18 protein-coding genes are annotated in these 20,119 nt (G+C 49.3%); 8 read left to right on the forward strand and 10 right to left on the reverse strand.

Annotated features, from left to right (window positions below; translation table 11 throughout):
• Positions 1-52: 52 nt before the first annotated feature.
• Both NST37_RS14285 and NST37_RS14290 read right to left on the reverse strand, forming a co-directional pair.
• The gene (locus NST37_RS14285) at positions 53-1,624 is read right to left on the reverse strand and encodes an ABC-F family ATP-binding cassette domain-containing protein (protein WP_003385713.1); all 1,572 of its coding nucleotides are present in this window, start codon (positions 1,622-1,624) and stop codon (positions 53-55) included.
• Positions 1,625-1,650: 26 nt separating this feature from the next.
• Positions 1,651-2,526, reverse strand: coding sequence for a hypothetical protein (locus NST37_RS14290; protein ID WP_339185528.1), 876 nt, complete (start codon positions 2,524-2,526; stop codon positions 1,651-1,653).
• Between the two features lie 229 nt (positions 2,527-2,755).
• Between NST37_RS14290 and NST37_RS14295 the strand changes: the two genes are divergently transcribed.
• Entirely contained in the window at positions 2,756-2,905 is a 150-nt protein-coding gene (locus NST37_RS14295) for a small acid-soluble spore protein P (RefSeq protein ID WP_003385715.1), read from the forward strand.
• A gap of 96 nt (positions 2,906-3,001) precedes the next feature.
• Complete coding sequence (locus tag NST37_RS14300; RefSeq protein WP_031932877.1) at positions 3,002-3,742, forward strand: hypothetical protein; 741 nt, start codon at positions 3,002-3,004, stop codon at positions 3,740-3,742.
• On the opposite strand, the gene NST37_RS14305 is transcribed toward NST37_RS14300, so the two are convergent.
• The 5 genes from NST37_RS14305 to pdhA form a co-directional block, all read right to left on the reverse strand.
• Positions 3,739-3,915: an aspartyl-phosphate phosphatase Spo0E family protein gene (locus NST37_RS14305; protein ID WP_003385717.1), complete on the reverse strand. Its 177-nt coding sequence runs from the start codon at positions 3,913-3,915 to the stop codon at positions 3,739-3,741. The two genes, NST37_RS14300 and NST37_RS14305, sit on opposite strands and share 4 nt — an antisense overlap.
• A 106-nt stretch (positions 3,916-4,021) precedes the next feature.
• Positions 4,022-5,431 (reverse strand): dihydrolipoyl dehydrogenase, encoded by a 1,410-nt coding sequence (gene lpdA, locus NST37_RS14310; protein ID WP_003385718.1) that lies wholly within the window; start codon positions 5,429-5,431, stop codon positions 4,022-4,024.
• A gap of 6 nt (positions 5,432-5,437) precedes the next feature.
• Positions 5,438-6,814, reverse strand: coding sequence for a dihydrolipoamide acetyltransferase family protein (locus tag NST37_RS14315; RefSeq protein ID WP_003385720.1), 1,377 nt, complete (start codon positions 6,812-6,814; stop codon positions 5,438-5,440).
• A 106-nt stretch (positions 6,815-6,920) separates the two neighbouring features.
• On the reverse strand, positions 6,921-7,901 hold the full coding sequence (locus tag NST37_RS14320) for an alpha-ketoacid dehydrogenase subunit beta (protein ID WP_003385721.1): 981 nt from the start codon (positions 7,899-7,901) through the stop codon (positions 6,921-6,923).
• A 3-nt stretch (positions 7,902-7,904) separates the two neighbouring features.
• Positions 7,905-8,990: a pyruvate dehydrogenase (acetyl-transferring) E1 component subunit alpha gene (pdhA, locus tag NST37_RS14325; protein ID WP_003385723.1), complete on the reverse strand. Its 1,086-nt coding sequence runs from the start codon at positions 8,988-8,990 to the stop codon at positions 7,905-7,907.
• 246 nt (positions 8,991-9,236) lie between these two features.
• On the opposite strand from pdhA, the gene NST37_RS14330 reads away from it, so the two are divergent.
• Positions 9,237-9,971 (forward strand): alpha/beta hydrolase-fold protein, encoded by a 735-nt coding sequence (locus NST37_RS14330; RefSeq protein ID WP_003385724.1) that lies wholly within the window; start codon positions 9,237-9,239, stop codon positions 9,969-9,971.
• Positions 9,972-9,989: 18 nt separating this feature from the next.
• Here the strand turns inward: NST37_RS14330 and NST37_RS14335 are convergent, their stop codons facing one another.
• Entirely contained in the window at positions 9,990-10,181 is a 192-nt protein-coding gene (locus tag NST37_RS14335) for a hypothetical protein (protein WP_003385725.1), read from the reverse strand.
• 249 nt (positions 10,182-10,430) lie between these two features.
• On the opposite strand from NST37_RS14335, the gene NST37_RS14340 reads away from it, so the two are divergent.
• The 3 genes from NST37_RS14340 to NST37_RS14350 are packed head-to-tail and all read left to right on the forward strand — an operon-like array spanning position 10,431 to position 14,318.
• The gene (locus NST37_RS14340; protein WP_003385726.1) at positions 10,431-11,945 is read left to right on the forward strand and encodes a spore germination protein; all 1,515 of its coding nucleotides are present in this window, start codon (positions 10,431-10,433) and stop codon (positions 11,943-11,945) included.
• A 16-nt stretch (positions 11,946-11,961) separates the two neighbouring features.
• Positions 11,962-13,086: a GerAB/ArcD/ProY family transporter gene (locus tag NST37_RS14345; protein ID WP_052259697.1), complete on the forward strand. Its 1,125-nt coding sequence runs from the start codon at positions 11,962-11,964 to the stop codon at positions 13,084-13,086.
• Between the two features lie 5 nt (positions 13,087-13,091).
• Complete coding sequence (locus NST37_RS14350) at positions 13,092-14,318, forward strand: Ger(x)C family spore germination protein (RefSeq protein ID WP_232425921.1); 1,227 nt, start codon at positions 13,092-13,094, stop codon at positions 14,316-14,318.
• Between the two features lie 143 nt (positions 14,319-14,461).
• Here NST37_RS14350 and ltaE read toward each other — a convergent pair whose 3' ends face one another.
• Positions 14,462-15,499 (reverse strand): low-specificity L-threonine aldolase, encoded by a 1,038-nt coding sequence (ltaE, locus tag NST37_RS14355; protein ID WP_031932880.1) that lies wholly within the window; start codon positions 15,497-15,499, stop codon positions 14,462-14,464.
• A 110-nt stretch (positions 15,500-15,609) separates the two neighbouring features.
• Here ltaE and NST37_RS14360 point away from each other — a divergent pair, with 110 nt between their 5' ends.
• Positions 15,610-15,912, forward strand: coding sequence for an iron-sulfur cluster biosynthesis family protein (locus NST37_RS14360; RefSeq protein WP_003385730.1), 303 nt, complete (start codon positions 15,610-15,612; stop codon positions 15,910-15,912).
• Between the two features lie 266 nt (positions 15,913-16,178).
• Positions 16,179-17,509, forward strand: a protein-coding gene (locus tag NST37_RS14365) for an IS1182 family transposase (protein WP_122958896.1) whose coding sequence is annotated in 2 segments (ribosomal slippage) — positions 16,179-16,719 and positions 16,719-17,509 — 1,332 coding nt in all. Because the reading frame shifts where the segments join, the coding sequence is not laid out codon by codon here.
• A gap of 315 nt (positions 17,510-17,824) precedes the next feature.
• On the opposite strand, the gene NST37_RS14370 is transcribed toward NST37_RS14365, so the two are convergent.
• Positions 17,825-20,071, reverse strand: coding sequence for a UvrD-helicase domain-containing protein (locus NST37_RS14370; protein WP_327970478.1), 2,247 nt, complete (start codon positions 20,069-20,071; stop codon positions 17,825-17,827).
• Positions 20,072-20,119 lie beyond the last annotated feature (48 nt).

Genomic DNA, 20,119 nt, shown 5'->3' on the forward strand with positions numbered 1-20,119 from the left:
ATATCCGCAAACAGAAAACAGGCAGCCCGTCAAAATGGCTGCCTGTTTGTTATTACAATTTGATCGGTTTTTTGGCCTGATCGAGACTCCACTCTTCCACGTTCCAGACCTGTGTCACCCAGTCCTCGTAAAATTCGGGCTCGTGGCAGACGAGCAATACAGTCCCTTTGAACTCTTTTAAAGCTCGCTTCAACTCTTCCTTGGCCACAACGTCCAGATGGTTCGTCGGCTCGTCGAAAACCAGCCAGTTGGCCTCTCTCTGCAGCAGCTTGCACAGCCGCACCTTCGCCTGTTCACCGCCAGATAAAGCTGTCAGCGAACGATTGATGTGCTCGTTTTTCAGACCGCAGCGAGCAAGTGCCCCCCGTACTTCGTGGTTGTTCATGTGTGGAAACTCATTCCAGACATCATCCAGAGCAGTGACTGGCTTCGGCTTTACCTCCTGCTCGAAGTAAGCCGGGAACAAAAAGTCCCCGCGATCCAGCTTACCGCCCAATGGCGGGATCATCCCCAGCATTGTTTTTAACAACGTCGATTTTCCCACACCGTTCATACCGACGACTGCTACCTTTTCCCCGCGTTCGAGGCTGACCGTAAGCTTGGGCAGGAGGGGATGGGTATAGCCGATCGCCAAATCCTCTGCCGTAAAGACAAAGCGGCTGCTTGCACGGGCTTCCTTGAAAATGAAGGTCGGTTTTGCCGCGGTTTCCGGTTTGTCGATCCGCTCAATTTTTTCCAGCTGCTTTTGGCGGCTTTTCGCCCGTCCGGATGTAGAGGCACGAGCTTTGTTGCGGGCGATGAAATCTTCCATTTTGGAAATTTCTTCTCTTTGCTTTTCGTAGGCGTCAAAGTGCTGGGAGCGCTTCATTTCGGACTGAGCCAAAAAAGACTCGTAATTCCCGGTATACCGGTTCAATTTGGTGAACTCCAGGTGGTAAATCACATTGACGACTTCATTCATGAACGAAGTGTCATGGGAAATCAGGATAAATGCGTACGGATACTCTTTGAGGTACCCTTTCAGCCAGGTGATATGCTCTTCATCCAGGTAGTTGGTCGGCTCGTCGAGCAAAAGCACGCTTGGCTTTTCAAGCAGAAGCTTGGCCAAAAGCACCTTTGTCCGCTGCCCCCCAGACAGTGCGGACACATCGCGGTCCAGACCGATGGCAGTCAGACCGAGCGCATTCGCGATCTCCTCCACCTTGGCATCGATCAGATAAAAGCCGCTGTTCTCCAGACGGTCCTGGATTTCTCCCATGCGCTCCAACAGCTCTTCCAGCTCTTCAGGAGTCGCTTCTGCCATTTTCTCGCCAATCGCCAGCATTTCGGCTTCTTCTTGCAGCAAAGGCAAGAAAGCATCCTTCAAAACATCGCGGATCGTTTTGCCCGCCTGCAATTTTGTATGCTGGTCCAAGTACCCGTATTGAACCTTCGGCATCCATTCGATTTTCCCTTGATCAGGAATCAACTGCTTGGTCAAAATCCCCATCATCGTGGACTTGCCCGTACCGTTGGCACCGACCAATCCGACCCGATCATTGGGCTGCAGCCGAAAATTGACATCGCGGAACAGTACGCGATCCGCAAAGCCATGTGATAAATTTTCAACGATCAAAACACTCATAAAGATCCTCCTGCAATATTCTTACGTCAAAAGGAGACGTTCTCAAAGAATTTCGGCTGATAACGCAATTCGTAGCTGGACCCTGTTAAAACTTGCTCATCGAGACGGCGGCGAAGTTCGTTTAACGAAATCTTTTCCATCGCCGTGTTCAAAATAACGGCACGGGCCATTTGCCTGAGCAGCTTGACTTCGTCACCCAGCGAATCCCCATGCTCTTTTCCGCTGTGGACGATCTCGGAGCGATGGTTGTAGGAGCTCTTGACAAATTGTGCGATCTTTTCCCGCTTCTCGGGCGTGTCTCCGTAATAATACGCCATGCGGAAACGAAGCTTGTAGGTAATCTCCCCTTTTTTCCCGTCAGGGGCAAAGAGGGATTCCAGCGAGATCCAGAGATCGAGCAATTGGTCTTCCAGGCTCTTCTTTTCTAATGACAGGGAATAACGTCTGAGCGCCAATGACGGCAGCGTGATTCCCTCCTCCATAAGCGCGAGGAAAATTTTCTGTGCTTCTTCGTCAAACAAGTATTTATCTCCATCAAGCGATCGCTTGAGGTACGTAATGCCGTACACAGGAAATTTTGCTGTAATGATGTATGGGATCGAGCAGATTCCCCCGGTGGATGCCAGATTCAGCTTGTTTTCAATCTCCTCAATCCAAGTCCGTTCATCCGAATACTTTAATTCGTGCGTTTCCGCAGGATATTCCGCCAGCAAAAAGATACTCGTCAAGTCGACTTTTCGATCGAACAAATAGCGGCTTTCGTCCATCACGTTGCGAAGATACCGCGAAGCGACATTATACGGCTTTTCGGCACCAGAAACAAGATGAAATGATTTGGGAAGCTCGATGTGCAGCGGTTTCGTTGTAGTGGTATTAAAAATTGGGGCAATCAATGTCGGCATACAGTCATCTCCTTTCCTGCGTGAAAGCCCAAAAATCGAGTGAAATATCTAATCATACCATAACATATTCGATGACAACACGGTGCTTTTCGCAAATATGCAAGTATTTCCGAGATTGCCTTTTCACTGCCAACATGCTTGTACACAGACTTCCCTTTAGAATACCAGTATTTCCTATGGTTCGTCACTATTTGATTGCGGCATTCTAAAAAAGGAAGGAGTGGATACGATGGAAAAAGAGCATATGCTGGATGAAAATCCGCACCAAACCTACAATAACACCTACGAGCCGATGGAACAAACGGGCAGGCCGATGCCAGGCTCCAAAAAAGTAAAACAAGAAAACCATTCGCGTCAAATCAAGACACGGGAAGGATAGGGCTAGCCCCTTCCTGTTTTTTACAGTGCAAAGATTGAATTGTCCCACAAGGATGAACTATGATGATAACAGTATCCTTGTTGGAGGTCTACAATAATGATTTCAGTCCCTCTTTCGGGCGGCAGCCCTCTTCATCCTACCGTTACTTACAGCGTTTCTCCCCTATTTGAGGCAGCCGCCAGCCTTCACAGCTTGGCCCACACAACGCAGACAAAGGAGCATTCCGACTGGGCAGAGGAACTTCTGTCTGGCTTTGATTCAGAAGGGATCTTGAAAGAATGGGAGTACTTTGCTCCCATCTTTCGCGAGACAATTCCGGATGTTTTGGATCCTGTCCAGACGAAAGAGGTCATGTTCGTAGAAGACCTCTACGGCTACTTTGTTCAGATGCCAACAACATCTTTTACAAAAAGTTTTTTAACACCCGAGGATGGCAGAGAAATCGGTAATGCTCCTCCTGCCATCTATCAGGATGCAAGACAGGATGCCGAATTCGTCAAAGGTCGGTTCTCCCTATTTCTTTCAACGTATTGGCTGCTGTTTTTTGAGGAAAAATGGGAAAAAATCGCTCCGTTGTTTGTGAATGAAGCCGAGAACATTTACGAGGCAATACGCACGCCAGAAGGCTGTATGGCCTTTTTGCAAAAAGTTGCTCCGCTTTTTACATATCGTGAAGAAGAGCAAAAACTGATCTGTGACGATGGAACGACAGAAAACGTCCAGGCAGATCAGCTGATTTTGTGTCCAAGCTATTTTTACGATCAGGTTCGCCTCGTAAAAGAAGGATTATCCACATACCTCATCTATCCGATGAAGAAATGGAAAACGCCCCGTTAAGGGCGTTTTCCGTCTTGGATCATGTGCGCAACGATTAATTTATCCAGTTTTTGACTAATTTTTACGATTTCCGGGTCGAGAAAATTGTAGCCAGCGTTCTTGGCTGCTTGTTCCAACTGCCGGCGAACATCATCAATCATCTTTTGCGTAATCTCCATGGTGTCTACCCCCACCCGACTCGTTCTCCCACTATTTTACATTATTTGATAAACGGTGGAAAGGGGAAATGCTGAAAAAAACCCCGCATCATTTCAGGATGCAGGGTTTCCATAAACGAATTTACTTCATCACATGAATGGGGCGACCCAAAGCCAGCTCCGCTGCTTCCATCGTCACTTCACCCAAAGTTGGATGCGCGTGAATGGTCAGCTCGATATCTTCGAGCGTCGCACCCATTTCAATCGCAAGACCGATCTCCGCAATGATGTTGGAAGCCTCTGGTCCGACGATTTGCGCCCCGAGTACCAGGTTGGTCTCCTTGTCGGCGATCAGCTTGACGAAGCCTTCACCCGCATTGACCGAAAGCGCGCGGCCATTGGCAGCAAACGGGAAGCGTCCAGATACGTACTCGATGCCTTTTTCCTTCGCTTCACGCTCGCTGATCCCTACGCTTGCGATCTCAGGGTCGCTGAATACGACAGCCGGGATTGCTTTGTAGTCGACCTCTGCCGGGTGTCCAGCAATTGCTTCGGCAGCCACTTTTCCTTCATAAGAAGCCTTGTGGGCCAGGGCTGGTCCTTCAACGATGTCCCCGATCGCGTAGACATTCGGGATGCTGGTTTGACCTTGCTTGTCTACGACAATATAACCGCGGTCAGTCAGTTTCATGCCGATATCGCGTACGCCGAGCTCGTCGGTGTTCGGACGACGGCCAACTGTCACGAGGATATATTCAGCTTCGACTTGCTTTTGTTCGCCTTTTACCTCAGCCGTAACGACAACGCCGTCTTCCTTCTCTTCCATTCCTTGTGCCAGCGCTTTTGTATGAATCTCCACGCCCAGCTTTTTCAGCTTGCGGTCAACGAGGCGGGTCATTTCCGCTTCGAAGCCCGGAAGGATTTGATCAGAACCTTCCAGGATGGTTACCTTCGTGCCGAATTTGGCAAACACGGTACCCAGCTCCACGCCGATGTAGCCACCGCCGATTACGACCATGCTCTTTGGAATTTCCGTCAGTGCAAGTGCTTCCGTCGAAGACAGCACACGCTTGCCGTACGGGAAAGCCGGCAACTCGATCGGACGGGAGCCGGTCGCGATGATGCAGTGGTTGAAACGGTAGCGGTTTACATCGTAGCCATGGAATACCCGGACTTCGTTCTCGCTCACAAACAGAGCTTCGCCGGGGATTACCTGGATTTTGTTGCCTTTAAACAGTTTGCCGACGCCACCAGTCAACTGGTTGACGATGCCTTTTTTCCACTCCTGAACTTTGGCAAAGTCTACCTTTACGTTTTCCATGGTAATGCCCATGGCATCTGTATGTTGAGCATGCTCATACGTATGAGCTGCATGGATCATGGCCTTGGACGGGATGCAGCCGACGTTCAGACATACGCCACCGAGCTCGGCTTTCTCTACGACAGCCACGGTTTTGCCCAGCTGGGCAGCGCGAATGGCTGCCACATAACCGCCGGGACCGGCACCGATGACGAGAACGTCTACCTCTGTTGTAAATTCTCCTACTACCATCGCTTGTTATCCCTCCATGACGAGCAGTGTTGGGTTTTCCAAGAGCTGCTTCACGTAGTTGACGAATCGCTGAGCAGGTTCGCCGTCGATGAGTCTGTGGTCAATGCTGAGCGAGAGCGACAGCACTTGGCCAACCACGATTTCACCGTTTTTCACAACCGGTTTTTCACTGATGCGGCCTACGCCGAGGATCGCAGCTTCCGGATAGTTGATGATCGGAGTAAAGAACATGCCGCCTGCGGAACCGATGTTTGTGATGCTGAAGGTAGAGCCTTTCAGCTCGTCAGCGGACGCTTTGCGGTCGCGTGCCTTTGCAGCCAGCTCGCTGATTTCGCCAGCGATTTCAAAGATCGATTTGCGCTCGGCAGCCTTCACTACCGGCACAACCAAGCCTTGGTCCGTAGAGGTAGCGATACCGATGTTATAGTATTTTTTGTAAACAATTTCTTGTTTTTCGTCGTCGATGGAAGCGTTCAGTTCCGGGAACTTTTTCAGTCCTGCGACAACAGCCTTGACGATGAATGGCAAATAGGTCAGCTTTACGCCGCGCTGTTCAGCCAGCGGCTTCGCGTCTTTGCGCATAGCGACCAGCTCTGTCACGTCCACTTCATCAAAGATGGTGACGTGCGGAGCGGTGTAAGCAGATTTAACCATTGCTTTGGCAACCGCTCTGCGAATGCCTTTGAGAGGCACCCGTTCTTCGATTTCGCCAGCTTGTGCCGCGTAGTGGACAGTCGGAGCTGCCGCTGCTTGCTGTACGCCAGTTGCTTCCGGAGCATCAGAAGCCACTGGTGCTGCCGCTTCAGCTGCTGCAGGAGCAACTGCTGCTCCGCCAGTCAGGAAGCGGTCGATATCTTCACGCGTAATGCGTCCGAGTTTGCCTGTGCCTGGCACATTTGCCAGCGCAACGCCTTTTTCACGAGCGTATTTGCGAACAGACGGCGTAGCCAGTACGTGTTTGCGATCGATTGGTGCCGCGGTTGCTGTCGCTGCAGGTTGTGCGAGCGGAGTATCCATTGCTTGGTTTGCGTTTGCGCTTACCTGGGAGCCAATATCGCAGCCCGGTTCCATTTTCTCTTCGACAGCCGGTGCTGCTGCTTGACTGTCTCCATGACCGTGGTCAGGGAGATTCGGGATTTCGCCCTCCACGTCAAATTCGATCAGCGGATCGCCGACTACGCAGACAGTGCCTTCCGTAACTTTCAGTTCCAGTACCTTTCCTTTTACAGGAGATGGAACTTCCACTACAGCCTTGTCATTTTGCACTTCCATGATAACTTGGTCTTCTTCAACGGTATCCCCCGGCTTGACATGCCATTTGACGATTTCGCCCTCATGGATGCCCTCGCCAAGCTCCGGGAGTCTAAAAGTAAAACGACTCACGCTATCTCCTCCTCAATGAGGTTGTTTGTACAAGCATAACTATCCATTATGGAAAAAGAGTTGCCTAAAGAAGGCGGAAAGCAATCTCTTTCCGCCGGGTATGTGATTAAAAATCGAGTACTTGGGTCAAACCGTCTACGACGCGTTTCACATCTGGCAGCCAGATGTCTTCTGCTTGTGCGAACGGGAAGATCGTATCCGGTGCAGTAACGCGAAGCACTGGCGCTTCCAGGTGCAGAATGGCGCGTTCGTTGATTTGAGCGATGATTTCGGCAGCTACGCCGGATGTTTTTTGCGCTTCCTGCACCACGATGGCGCGGTTGGTTTTCTTCACGGACGCGACAATCGTGTCGATGTCGATCGGGTTTACTGTGCGCAGGTCGATCACTTCCACTTTCGCGCCGCGAGCTTTTTCCAGCTCTTCAGCCGCTTTCAGACTGGTATGAACCATAGCGCCGTAGGTGATGATGGTAACATCGCTGCCCTCTTTCACTACGTTTGCTTTGCCGAGTGGAATGGTGTACTCGCCTTCCGGTACTTCCTGACGGAAAGAGCGGTACAGTTTCATGTGCTCCAAAAATACAACCGGATCGTTGTCGCGGATGGCAGAGATCAGCAAGCCTTTTGCATCGTACGGATTGGATGGGATGACCACTTTCACCCCAGGCGTTTGCATGATCAAGCCTTCCAGCGAGTCAGCGTGCAGCTCAGGCGTTTTTACCCCGCCGCCAAAAGGAGAGCGGAAGGTGATCGGGCTGTTGTAGCGTCCGCCGGAACGGAAACGCATACGTGCCGCCTGAGAGGCGATCGCGTCAAATGTCTCGAATACGAAGCCGAAAAATTGGATTTCGGCAACCGGACGGAATCCGTTGACGGAGAGTCCCACAGCCAGGCCGCCAATTCCGGACTCGGCAAGCGGCGTGTCAAATACGCGCTGCTCGCCGAACTCGGCTTGCAAACCTTCTGTTGCACGGAATACCCCGCCGTTTTTACCCACGTCTTCACCGAAGACGAGAACGGTTTCGTCGCGTTTCAATTCAACGCGCATTGCGTCCGTAATGGCTTGAACCATTGTCATTTGTGCCATGGGTTATTTCGACTCCTTTGCCAGATATTCCGCCTTTTGCTCTTCCAGTTCAGGCGGCAGTGTTTCGAACATAACGTCGATGAGGTCGCTAACTTTCATTTTCGGCGCTTCGTCCGCTTTCTTGATCGCGTCAGCAACCGCTTGTTTTGCTTCTTCGATAACCGCTTCCTCGTCTTTTTCGCTCCACAGCCCTTTGTTTTCCAGGAACTTGCGGAAGCGGATCAGCGGGTCTTTTTGTTCCCATTCGCTTTGCTCTTCGCCAGTACGGTAGCGAGTCGGGTCGTCACCAGCCATTGTGTGCGGACCATAGCGATAAGTAAGCGCCTCGATCAGAGTCGCTCCCTCGCCGTCAATACCGCGTTGCTTCGCTTCGCTCACAGCATGGTACACAGCAAGAATGTCCATACCGTCTACGCGCGCGCTGGCGATACCGGCAGCTTTTGCTTTTACAGCAACGTTTTCAGCAGCTGTTTGCTTTTCAAACGGCACGGAGATAGCGTATCCGTTGTTTTGCGAGAAGAAAATGACTGGCAGCTTGTAAACGCCGGCAAAGTTCATCCCTTCGTAGAAATCACCCTGGGACGTTGCGCCGTCACCAAAGTAGTTGATCGCTACGCGTTTTTCACCGCGGAGCTTGTAGCCCATCGCAATACCTGCAGCCTGTGTACATTGAGCAGCGATGATGATTTGCGGCATCAGAACGTTGACGTCTTCTGGAATGCGTCCGCCCTCAATGTGACCACGGGAGTAGAGGAAAGCTTTGTGCATTGGAAAACCGTGCCATACCATTTGCGGAATATCGCGGTAGCTTGGCAGGATGAAGTCTTCTTTGGAAAGGGCAGCCTCGGAACCGATCATTGCGGCTTCCTGGCCGGCAACCGGCGCATAGAAACCAAGACGGCCTTGGCGGTTCAAGCTGATTGCACGTTGGTCCCACACACGGGTAAAGACCATTTTGCGCATCAGATCGCGCAATTCATCATCAGAAAGCTTGGGCATGAGATCAGGACGAACAACGGTACCGTCCGGAGCAAGAATTTGCAGCGGAGTGTTGTTACCCGTTTGTTCAACAGCAGTAGTCACGCTCATCACATTCACCTCGTCACTGGATTATAAAGCGGGAAAGGTTAATTGCGCAGAAAGTCGCCGTGTTGAAAGTGCTTACAACCACTTTCGCACAACCCTGTTATACCTCAGATAAAATAACTGTTCAATGTGTTATAGTATTGATATTACAGGGTTTATTTCCTTCCTGTTATCATTTACTATAAAATCTGTATCAGTTTTTTTCAAGGATTAGTTTGGAATTTCGTTTAGGAGTTGAGATGAAATCCCATGTCAGACTATGTAAAAAGAACGATTGTCAAAGAAGAAATTCCCAGCGTCTATTTGGATTCGCCCCGCTCCGTAAAGGTATATCTCCCCCCCGGATACAACGAGCTGCTCTCCTATCCCGTCGTCTACTGCCAGGATGGGAATGATTTTTTTACCATGGGTCGGATTGCCACGATTGCCAATCAACTGATCCTCGACGAAGGAGTGCCGCCCTTTCTCGTTGTCGGCGTCTCCGTGGAGAGAAGCAAACGGACAAGCGAATATTCCCCTATCGGATCGCGGCACGAGGGGTACAAGCGTTTCTTTATAGAAGAATTGATCCCCTACATCGAAGAGCGTTATCCGGTACGGAAAAATCCGGAAGCGCGCGTGCTGGCGGGCGATTCGCTTGGCGGAACCGTCTCCTTGCACATCGCTTTGGACGAACCCGCTCTCTTTCCGAATCTGCTCTCCCTGTCGGGGGCGTATTTCCAGCCTACTTTGGACCAACTGTCCGCTGCAGACGACCTTTCTTGGCTGAATGTCTGGATGGTGGTTGGACTGGATGAAACAACTGTCGAAACACACATGGGAACCTTTGACTTTGTGGAATGGAACCGCAAAACAAAAGACATTTTTGAAAAAAAGGGCGCTTCGCTTTCCTACCGGGAGAAGCCGGGAAACCATGTCTGGGGCCTGTGGCAAAAAGAATTGCCGGATGGCTTGCGACACTTTTTTCCGGCCTCCGATCTGTAGTTGTCCGCCTGCAACCGTCTATAGTCCGTTGATCTCCCGAATATCGGCGTAGCTGTAGTAACTGCCATCCGTCAGGAACAATCCCTGGTGGGTGGCTTTTTCGATTTCTCCCGCTACTTGCCGTTCATCGCTCAGGACAATGTTGACAACTTTGCTTTCGTCCCGCTGCATCTGATTTTGGACCTGCTGACGCTGTTTCGCGGAAATCATTTGAATCCCTCTTTCCCTTTTGTTGGATACTCGTAGTATTCCTTTGCAAAGGTCGATTTACTCCCCTGCTCTCATCAGGTGAGCGCCTTGTTGCCCGGCTGACTGGTGTCGATTCGCGAGGCCCCTACTATGCCGCGGAGCTTCTTTCGCTTGAGTGAGATGGCACATTTTGGGGCAAACTCTACCCAAACTCGCAAATCCGAGCTTGTCATTCGGAGCTAAGAATTCACCTGGAAAGGATTCACCCAGATGAAGCCGTATGCAAAGTCCCACTCCCCGGAGCTTGTCCCCTCTCTCAGCGACAATCTGGAGCATATCTTGACGCTGCTCGGAAACAGCTCCGATATCGTTTATAGAGAAATGTCCTTGGGCGAGACAGAACGCAAGGCTGTCGCCATCTATGCAAAAGGGATGGTTGACCAGCAATTTTTGTACAGTCAAGTATTCGGGGTGATCTCCCGGCGCTTTCTCACAGAGGTGGAGGCCAGTCCCCCAGACTATCCGCAAAACCTGAAACATTTTGCACAGCATGCGAGCACATTCGGGGATATTTCAGTGGTATACAAATCTGATCAATGTGTCTCGGAGATATTGGCCGGAAATACTTGCGTTCTCTTCGACGAGTATCCCGGCGCCGTCATATTTGGAACGGCTAAGGACAAGTCCCGGCAGCAAGAGGAGCCTGCCAGCGAAGCCCTCGTACGTGGTCCGCGGATCGGTTTTGTAGAAGAGGTGAATGAAAATACAGCGATTCTCCGCCGGCGGTTGAAGGATCCCCATCTGACCTTTGAATCTTTATTTTTGGGCAGGCGGGCACGAAAAGAGGTCATCATCTGCTATCTGCGCGGGGTAACGAATCCGGATCTGGTGAATGAGGTAAGACGGAGACTGCAAAAAATCGACATCGACGATCCGATTGAATCCGGGTATGTTGAGAACTACATTCAGGACAACCCCTATTCTCCCTTTCCGCAGGTTCAAAATACGGAACGGCCGGATCGCGTGGAGGGCGCGCTTTTGGAAGGCCGGGTTGCGATTCTGATCGATGGTACGCCTTTTTCACTGATCGTCCCCGTAACGTTCCCCATGCTGATGCAATCGCCGGAGGATTACTACGACCGCTGGATTCCCGCTTCACTCATCCGCATGCTCAGGACATTGGCGCTATTCTTTGCGCTTTTCTTGCCTGCGTTATACGTAGCGCTCGTCTCCTACCATCAAGGACTCATCCCGACGAAATTGGCCATCTCTATTGCGGGTACGCGAGAGGGAGTTCCGTTTCCCACCATTGTAGAAGCGATGTTTATGGAAATAACCATTGAGCTCTTGCGGGAGGCTGGTTTGCGCTTGCCAAAGCCTGTCGGTCAAGCAGTGGGAATAGTAGGGGGCCTTGTCATCGGACAATCCGCTGTCGAAGCGGGTATCGTCAGCCCGATCATGGTGATTGTCGTTGCGTTGACGGCCATTTCGTCCTTTGCGTTTCCACAATACCCTGCTGCCATCGCGATACGTCTGCTTCGTTTCGGGATGATGCTGGCCGCCTCTATTTTCGGTCTATACGGGATCATTCTCGTATTTGTCTTGATCACCTCTCATGTGGTAAGACTCAAAAGCTTTGGCATCAATTATGCGGCTCCATATGTCCCCAATCGTGTATACACGTGGAAGGACCTGTTCCTTCGCTTGCCCTTGCAGACGCTGTTAAAATTCCGGCCAGCGATGTTCAAGCCGCTCGACCGAAACCGTTCCGATCAATCAAAGTAAAGGAGAGTGGGCTTTCGTGAGTTCCCTTCGGATTTCTCCTTTTTCACCATTCCAGCTGACGATTACAACTGTTTCTACCATCATCGGGGTAGCCATCCTTACCCTCCCCCGCGTCATCGCTGAAGAGGTGGGAACGCCGGATGTCTGGATCGACGTTATCCTTGGGGGAATCATTACTGCGGTCGCGGCAATGATTTGCCTGCATCTAAGCAACTGCTTTCCGGGTGAGACTTTTTATATTTACAACGTGCGCATCGTAGGAAAAGTACTGGGGACTCTGATCAGTGTTTTGTACATCTGCAACTTTACGACATTTGGGGCCTTTGAAGCGCGGGTGCAGGCGGAGGTTGTCCGTCACTTCCTATTGGACGAAACCCCTCTGGAGGTAACCATGCTGGCCTTTATACTGGTTGGCTTTTATTTGGTGTCAGGCGGTTTGAATGCGATCATTCGGATCAATGAGTTTTATCTCCCCATCACCCTGTTGATCGTGTTTACGATTCTCTTTCTCAATTGGAAAAACTTTGAGTTTGACAATATACGTCCGTTCCTTGAAAACGGACCGTCAGCCTTACTCCCGGGCATCCTCCCTACCGCCCAGGCCTTCTCAGGTTTTGACGTGATCCTGTTTCTTGTGGCCTATACGCGCAATGCCCAAAAATCAACGCTCCCTATACTGCTCGGCTTTGCACTCGTCACACTCATCTATATGACCATCGTCATCATGGTAATCGGCTCCTTGACGCTTAACGAAGTGATTACCTTGACTTGGCCCACGATGGAATTCGTAAAGCAGATCGAATTTCCAGGAGCTTTCTTTGAACACTTTGAAATCTTTTTTATCACCATCTGGCTGCTAAATATGTTTACAACGTTTTTTATTAATTTGTATTTAGCTTCTTTAGGAATTCACCTTCTCATCGGCTGGAATATCAAGCTCGTCATGTGTTTGCTTCTCCCCGTGATATACGGAATCGCGCTATTGCCAAAAGATCTCAACGGGGCATTGGAACTCGGCAAGAGCATTGGCTTTTTCTCTGTCCTTGTCTCGACCCTCATCCCGCTTTTTTTGCTTCTGATCGCGATAGCCAGAAACCGGCCGAAACACGATCAACCGGTTAATGAGGGGTCGAGACCATGAGCATGATGAAAGCCAGATCTCTGCCAATCTTAGTTACGCTCCTCCTGTGCAGCGCCATCGTTTCCAGCGGTTGCTGGGATCGTCGGGAGATCGAGGACCTGGGGATCGCCATCGGGATGTCCGTTGACCAGGCTATACAGAAGAAGCGGACCTCCGAGGAAGAAAAACAAATCGTTCACAAGCATAAAACGATAATGCCTATCTCCGTTACTTATCAGATCGTAAACCCCAAAATTATTGGGGGAACCTCAAGGGGAAACCCTTCCAACCAAAAGCCTTACATTAACATTACAAGTTCAGGGGATACGGCTTTCCAGGTTGCGAGAGAAACAGCTACTCGCATAGGTCGTCCGCCCTTTTTCATGCACTTGAAAATAATTATTTTGGGTGATCAGGTATCTCGTAAAATTAATCTGGCCCAATTGCTAAACATGAATTTGCGAGATACCGAGATGCGTCGTACCGTTCATCTGACCATAGCGGAGGGAAACGGGAGAGAGATTCTTGAAGCAAAAACCAAAAATGAAGACTTGCCCTCCTTCGAGCTGTTAAGCCTAATCGATAACCTTTCTAAATCCATTCATATCGCCCAGCCTATATCCATTGGGACAGTCTCGGAACAATTATCTGCCGACAGCAGCTTTTGCGTACCAAGGGTGGTTCTGCACCAAAAAGAAATGAAGCTGGCTGGCGCAGCCGTCATAAGCGGAAAAACCGGAAAAATGCTAGGGTGGATCGGCGAAGAGGAAACAGCCGGACTCAATTTGGTCCAGGGTACGGGAAAATCAGAAGAGGGCCATAAAGGCGGCATTATTGAAGCAGTCATCAAAGGGAGTAGAGATCCTTTTTCATATGAAATCGGAAAAATCCGCAGCAAGATCATTCCGATCGTAAAAAATGGACAATTGTCTTTCAGAGTAGACATCAAAGTGGAAGGGCGATTGGGAGAAGACTGGGCTCTAAACGAAAACGCTTTTGAAAAAGACTACCTCGATAGAGTAAATGCTGCAGTAAAAACAAGGATTGAACAGATAGTCAACAATACCTTGAAAAAAACACAAAAGGACTTTCGCGTAGATGTAGCCGGCTTTGGAAAACAACTGCACATCCATTATCCGAAGGAGTGGAAGAAGCGAAAGGAAAATTGGGACGAGGTGTTTAGTCGAATACCAGTATCTCTCGACGTAACGGTAAAAACAGAGGAGTTTGCCTTGAAAGGCAAGAAAAAATGATCCCTTTTTCAAAGAGAACGTGCACCAGGGAAGTCTGCTGCACGTTTCTCTTTCGGTATGCTGGTGCAGCCCTTTGTGACCCTGCTGCCCGCTGCTCCGTTCTTCCTCCCGGAAAAGTCATTTGGTAAAAAAGCTTGGACGCGTCATCCCGTTGACCTTGATGGATGCAAGATCGCTTCCACTGCTGCCAAAGTGTTCTGAATATCCTGATCACTGATGTGACGATGTGTTGTAAAACGAACGACCGTTTCGTCAAAGTCGACAGCAAGCACCCCTTTTTCAGCCAGCTTGGCCAAAAATTGTTCGGCAGAAAGACCCGCTTTGTCCGTGTGAACCAAAACTATGTTCGTTTCTACCGGTTCGACATGCAGAGATAGCTTTTGCAAACCTACGGCCAAATCATGCGCTCGCTGATGGTCTTCCGCAAGCCGTGACGTCATTTCCGTCAAGGCGAGTATTCCTGGTGCTGCCATGTAACCGACTTGGCGCATGCCGCCGCCCAGCTTCTTCCTCCACCAACGCGCCTCCTGGATAAACGCCCGGCTCCCTGCCAACACAGACCCTACCGGTGCGCTCAATCCCTTCGACAAGCACACCTGAACACTGTCTGTATACCGGGTAAGCTCGGTCACCTCGCAGCCCAACGCGACAGCAGCATTGAATAATCTGGCGCCATCCAGGTGGACAGGTACGTTGTTACGATTTGCTACTTCGTATACGCTTTTCATCTGTTCAGGGCGGACGACCGCCCCTCCAGCGCGGTTATGTGTATTTTCCATGCAAATCAAACGGGTCCTCGGAAAATGGATATTGACCCCGCGAATTGCTTTGGCTACCTCCTGTGGAGGCAGTGCCCCCCTATCTCCCGCGATCGTCCTGGTTTGCACCCCCGCGAGAGCAGCCATTGCGCCTCCCTCATAGTAAAAAAGGTGGGAGTCTGCCTCCAAAATAACCTCGTCGCCATTTACACAGTGGGTAAGGACTGCCACCTGATTCCCTTGTGTACCGCTCGTGACAAACAGCGCGTCTTCTTTCCCCAATATCTCGGCCGCCACTCTTTCCAGGCGGTTTACAGTCGGGTCTTCTCCATACACATCGTCCCCTGCTTCTGCCTCATACATGGCACGGAGCATCGCATCTGTCGGCTTGGTAACCGTATCGCTGCGCAAATCAATCGGCATCTTTCTTCTCTCCCTTCTCTCTTGCCATTTTAACACTTTCTGCATTGCATCGGGATTTGGCAGTTTGCTAATATGGAGGAGTACGATACCAAAACAAGGGAGACTGACCCATGAAGGTAAAAATTACTCGCAACGCCGCAAAACAATTGAAAGCCATTTTGGACCAAGAAGAGGATAAAGAGTTGAAGCTCCGCGCATACATAACACATGCACACGGTGACCATGCCCATTACGGCTTGGCATTGGATAAACCGACCGACGAAGATACCGTCGTTTCTACCGACAAGGAAATCGACGTAATCGTCAAGAAAGACGAGCCGTTGCTAGACGGCCTTGTTATCGACTACCTGTATACACCACAAGAGGGATACGTGCTTACAAATCCTTCCAAAGGAAATCACGGCGATCATTAATGGCTCCCTTGTCCCCGCTGCGAGTCATCAGCGGGGTTTTCTTGAGAATGAATTGTTTTGGGAAAAAGCTGTTTTTGTAAAAGCTGCTAGGAACCAAAAAAAGAGACATCTTGTCGATGTCTCTTTCAGGCTGTCGAGAAAGTCGACAGCCATTTTTATTTCCCTGTATTTTATGACGACACCGCGTTAATGTGTTATAATATTCTTGTAATTACATTTACTGGCGGGTGATTATTGTGCTTTCCTCTAATGAAAAAAAGCAACAAATGCAATATGAATTTGTATGCCTTGATGAGTTGGTCCCGGAGGACCATTTGCTACGAGTTATTCAAAAGCATGTAGACTTCTCTTTCATCCGAGAAAAAGTACGCCAATACTATTGTGAAGATAACGGTAGACCAGCCATTGATCCGGTGGTTTTATTTAAAATGATTTTCATTGGATACCTTTACGGTATCCGGTCAGAAAGACAACTCGAAAAGGAAATTCAGACGAATATCGCTTACCGCTGGTTTCTTGGCCTTTCACTAACAGATCGAGTTCCAGACCACACTACCATCAGTTGGAATCGTCGAACTCGTTTTAAAAACACAAATGTTTTCCAAGAGATTTTTGATGAAATCGTTCGCCTTGCTATCCAACATCGCATGGTTGGCGGACGTGTTTTGATAAGTGATTCCACTCATCTGAAAGCAAATGCGAACAAACGTAAATTTAAGAAGCATGTTATTGAAAAATCTAGTCGAGCCTACCTTAGTGATTTAGAAGCAGCCATTAATGAAGACCGTGAAGCACACGGAAAAAAGGATTGAAGCCTAGAGAGGATGTGAAGGAAGAAAAGGAAATCAAGGTGAGTACTACTGATCCGGACAGTGGTTACATGGTTCGTGACGGAAAGCCTGAAGGCTTTTTCTATCTCGATCATCGGACAGTCGATCATAAGTACAATATCATAACTGATGTACACGTGACTGCGGGTAACGTTCATGATTCTGTTCCTTATGTAGATCGGCTACAACACCAAATTGAGAAGTTTGGGTTTACAGATACCATTGAAGCCGTTGCATTGGATGCTGGCTATTTAACTACTCCAATCTGCAAGGCTCTGCACGATCTAAATATCTTTGCCGTCATTGGCCATCGAGCTTTTTCACCTGTTAAAGGCCTTATCGCCAAATGGCGGTTTAAATATGATCCCGAAAAGAATGTCTATATTTGCCCCCAAAAACATGAGCTTGCTTATTCGACAACTGACCGTAACGGATACAGAATGTATAAGTCAAATAAAGAAATATGTAAGGCATGTCCGATGCTCACTATGTGTACACGGTCAAAAAATCACCAAAAGGTGATAACCAGGCATGTATGGGAAGAGAGTAAAGAATGGGTTCGACAGAACCGCTTAAGTAAGTCAGGAAAATACCTATACAGGTTGAGATACCAAACGATAGAGCGAAGTTTTGCAGATGCCAAAGAACTGCATGGACTTCGCTATTGTAGGTTGCGCGGACGTGAAAATGTCCAAGAGCAAGCGTTGCTGACAGCAACCGTTCAAAATATAAAAAAGATAGCACTCCACCTTGCAAAGGCATGTTAGGTGTGGTGCTATCTAAGACTTCCAGCACTTCGTGCTCAATTTTATTGTTATGAAAGAAGAAACTCCAACATATTGTGGGGTTTCTCGACAGCCTGAAAGAGACATCTTGTCGATGTCTCTTTTTTGTAATGGACTCTATACAATTGTTGCAAAACTCTATTTGGGTCTAGAGCTCTTTTTTGTTCCAGGGCCTTTCCCATCTTTCGGAGTTCTCGTTTTCGCTGCAGGACCTTATTTCGTTACCAAAGTCTCTTGTTCGTTGCAAGCCGTTATTTTCGTTACAAAGCCTTCTTCTTTATTGCAAGACTTTTTTCTTTACAAAGATCTCTTCTCGTACAACTCAGGTGGCACGTCAGCAAAGAGCGGACTCATCCTGTCTTCCTGATGAATCATGAAAAGCCGATGTACGGGTCTGGTCATGGCTACATACAGGAGCTTTGTATCCCACTCATTGTCCAAGTACTCCTCGATATTCAACAAGATGACCACATCAAATTGCAGCCCCTTGGTCAAATAAGCTGGCATTACTACGACACCGCCCGGGAATTGGGTATCCTTGCTTCCCAGCAGCTTCAGTCCTTCGATGGAGGCCTTCAATGACTTGTATGCTTTTTTGCTGGCCTCGGCTGTTTTGGCTACGATCGCGATGGATTGAAAGCCCTCTTGCCGATAATCATTTACAAGCTGGACCAGATTTTTAACCGGCAGTTCTTTCCCGTCCCATGATGCCAACAAAGGCTTTTCCCCATGCCGCAATACCGGTTTGGCCATAATCGTCTCCGGCAGGTTTATCTTTCGCAGTACCTCGTTGGCACATTTCATAATTTCGATTGTGGAACGGTAGCTCTGCGCGAGTGTGTAGTAAACCCCCCGCGGCTGCTGAAAAACTCCCTCCAACAGTTCTTCCCACGATTGCAATCCCCTGTATGCATGGATGCCCTGCGCGATATCTCCCACTACCGTCAAAGAATGTCTCTTTGTCACAAGCCCGATCACCGCAATTTCCAACGCACTGAGATCCTGTGCTTCATCAACGACACTGTGGTCAAAGTGATCGGCCTGCTCCAATCCTTCGATCAGATGCCGCAGATAGATCAGCGGCGCAACGTCTTCTGGCTCGATCCGCTCCGCTTCGAATATCTCTGCAGACGACCGGCAAATATCCTCGATATCCTCGCCATTGACTTCCCCTTTTGTCAGCTCTTTCAATAAAGCTGAGTCGGTCAACATTTCGCGGTACGACGAGAAGACATCCAGTTCAGGAAAAATGGAAAAGTATTTGTCCAGAAGCTGATCAATCATTTTCTCATATTTAGCCAACGCTTGCTTATCCAGATCAATTCGCTTCTCTCGCAGATGGGCGAACAACTGTTTATTGATGTCCTGCTTAACGTGCTTTCGAACGGCTTCCATTCGCCGACGATATGGCAGATGGGCATATTGTTCGGCAAAAAGCTGACGGATGGTCTCACCCGGAATCGTAAAAACATGTTTGGTTCTGTTGTAGACAAAGCTTAATTTTTTGTAGGCTACCCTGTTTTCCGCTACAAACAACAAATATTGCTGGAGTACATCCCGGAAAGCGAGCGAGCCCTTGAACCGAAGACGATGCAGCACCGTCCGACGCTCGGCATCGCTCTGTCCTTGTTCAAAGAACAACTGAAGGGGCTTGTGCGGGTCCAGAATCCGCCAGCCTTTTGGAAGGATGGACTTGACCAGCTTGGAAGCCCAATCCAGGAATGTCGCCTGCTGAACGTCATCCACTCCCAATTCGGGAAGAACCTCTGAAATGTACGTAAGGAACAACCGGTTTGGTGCAAAAACCATAAACCTCTTTGACATCATCGAGTCCTGATAATTGTAGATCAAATAGGAGAGCCGGTGCAGCGCAATCGTCGTCTTGCCGCTTCCGGCCACCCCTTGAACGACAACCGGGCGATCCTTGTCTGCTCGAATAATGTCATTCTGCTCCGACTGGATCGTCGCTACGATATCCTTCAATCTGCTGTCGTTCGTCTGATTCAGGTTGGCTGCCAGGAACTCATCGATGTACCCTTCCTGCAAAAATTCATCCGGATGGCCAACTTCGCGATGAATCGTCTCTTTGAGCGCTCCATCGTATATCCCTGTAATCTTCCCGTCCTCAATGGCAAAATTTCGCTTCAGGCGCACTTCGCCTCGCACAATCTCCCTGCCGCTGCGGAAGTACGCATCCTTGCTCTCGCCGCTGTAATATAAACTGGCAATGGGAGCACGCCAGTCAACGACAATTGAATCGAATGTGTCGCTCCGAACGATGCCCCTCTTTCCTATGTATACGCTGTCCAACTCGTATGTCTCGTCTTTCAGGAAGTCAACTCGTCCAAAATACGGCTTTTCCAGTCCTTGGTCCTCAAGGTAGCGAAGCTCTTTTCCTTTTTTGTAGTTGACGACCTGTTTCACATAATCGTCCGTAATCTCTTTAACCTCTTTCCGAAGAGTGTCCACTTCCTTTTGGATAATAGAGCGTGTTTCATCGAGTCTCTTCTGTTCATGCTCGTAGTCCGGGTGCTGTACAGTCATTTATATCCTCCTTTCCAAATTGTCAGGTTCAGCATCGCTAGGAGAAGT

Source organism: Brevibacillus sp. FSL K6-6036 (genome assembly GCF_037964015.1).
GTDB lineage: Bacteria > Bacillota > Bacilli > Brevibacillales > Brevibacillaceae > Brevibacillus > Brevibacillus borstelensis.

Coding starts and splice junctions, on each gene's coding strand:
- NST37_RS14335 (WP_003385725.1), bottom strand. CDS start 10,181: ATGATTTCCGCGAAACAGCGTCAGCAGGTCCAAAATCAGATGCAGCGG.
- NST37_RS14360 (WP_003385730.1), top strand. CDS start 15,610: ATGAAGGTAAAAATTACTCGCAACGCCGCAAAACAATTGAAAGCCATT.
- NST37_RS14320 (WP_003385721.1), bottom strand. CDS start 7,901: ATGGCACAAATGACAATGGTTCAAGCCATTACGGACGCAATGCGCGTT.
- ltaE (WP_031932880.1), bottom strand. CDS start 15,499: ATGCCGATTGATTTGCGCAGCGATACGGTTACCAAGCCGACAGATGCG.
- NST37_RS14295 (WP_003385715.1), top strand. CDS start 2,756: ATGGAAAAAGAGCATATGCTGGATGAAAATCCGCACCAAACCTACAAT.
- NST37_RS14285 (WP_003385713.1), bottom strand. CDS start 1,624: ATGAGTGTTTTGATCGTTGAAAATTTATCACATGGCTTTGCGGATCGC.
- lpdA (WP_003385718.1), bottom strand. CDS start 5,431: ATGGTAGTAGGAGAATTTACAACAGAGGTAGACGTTCTCGTCATCGGT.
- NST37_RS14300 (WP_031932877.1), top strand. CDS start 3,002: ATGATTTCAGTCCCTCTTTCGGGCGGCAGCCCTCTTCATCCTACCGTT.
- pdhA (WP_003385723.1), bottom strand. CDS start 8,990: ATGAGCGTGACTACTGCTGTTGAACAAACGGGTAACAACACTCCGCTG.
- NST37_RS14370 (WP_327970478.1), bottom strand. CDS start 20,071: ATGACTGTACAGCACCCGGACTACGAGCATGAACAGAAGAGACTCGAT.
- NST37_RS14340 (WP_003385726.1), top strand. CDS start 10,431: ATGAAGCCGTATGCAAAGTCCCACTCCCCGGAGCTTGTCCCCTCTCTC.
- NST37_RS14330 (WP_003385724.1), top strand. CDS start 9,237: ATGTCAGACTATGTAAAAAGAACGATTGTCAAAGAAGAAATTCCCAGC.
- NST37_RS14350 (WP_232425921.1), top strand. CDS start 13,092: ATGAAAGCCAGATCTCTGCCAATCTTAGTTACGCTCCTCCTGTGCAGC.
- NST37_RS14290 (WP_339185528.1), bottom strand. CDS start 2,526: ATGCCGACATTGATTGCCCCAATTTTTAATACCACTACAACGAAACCG.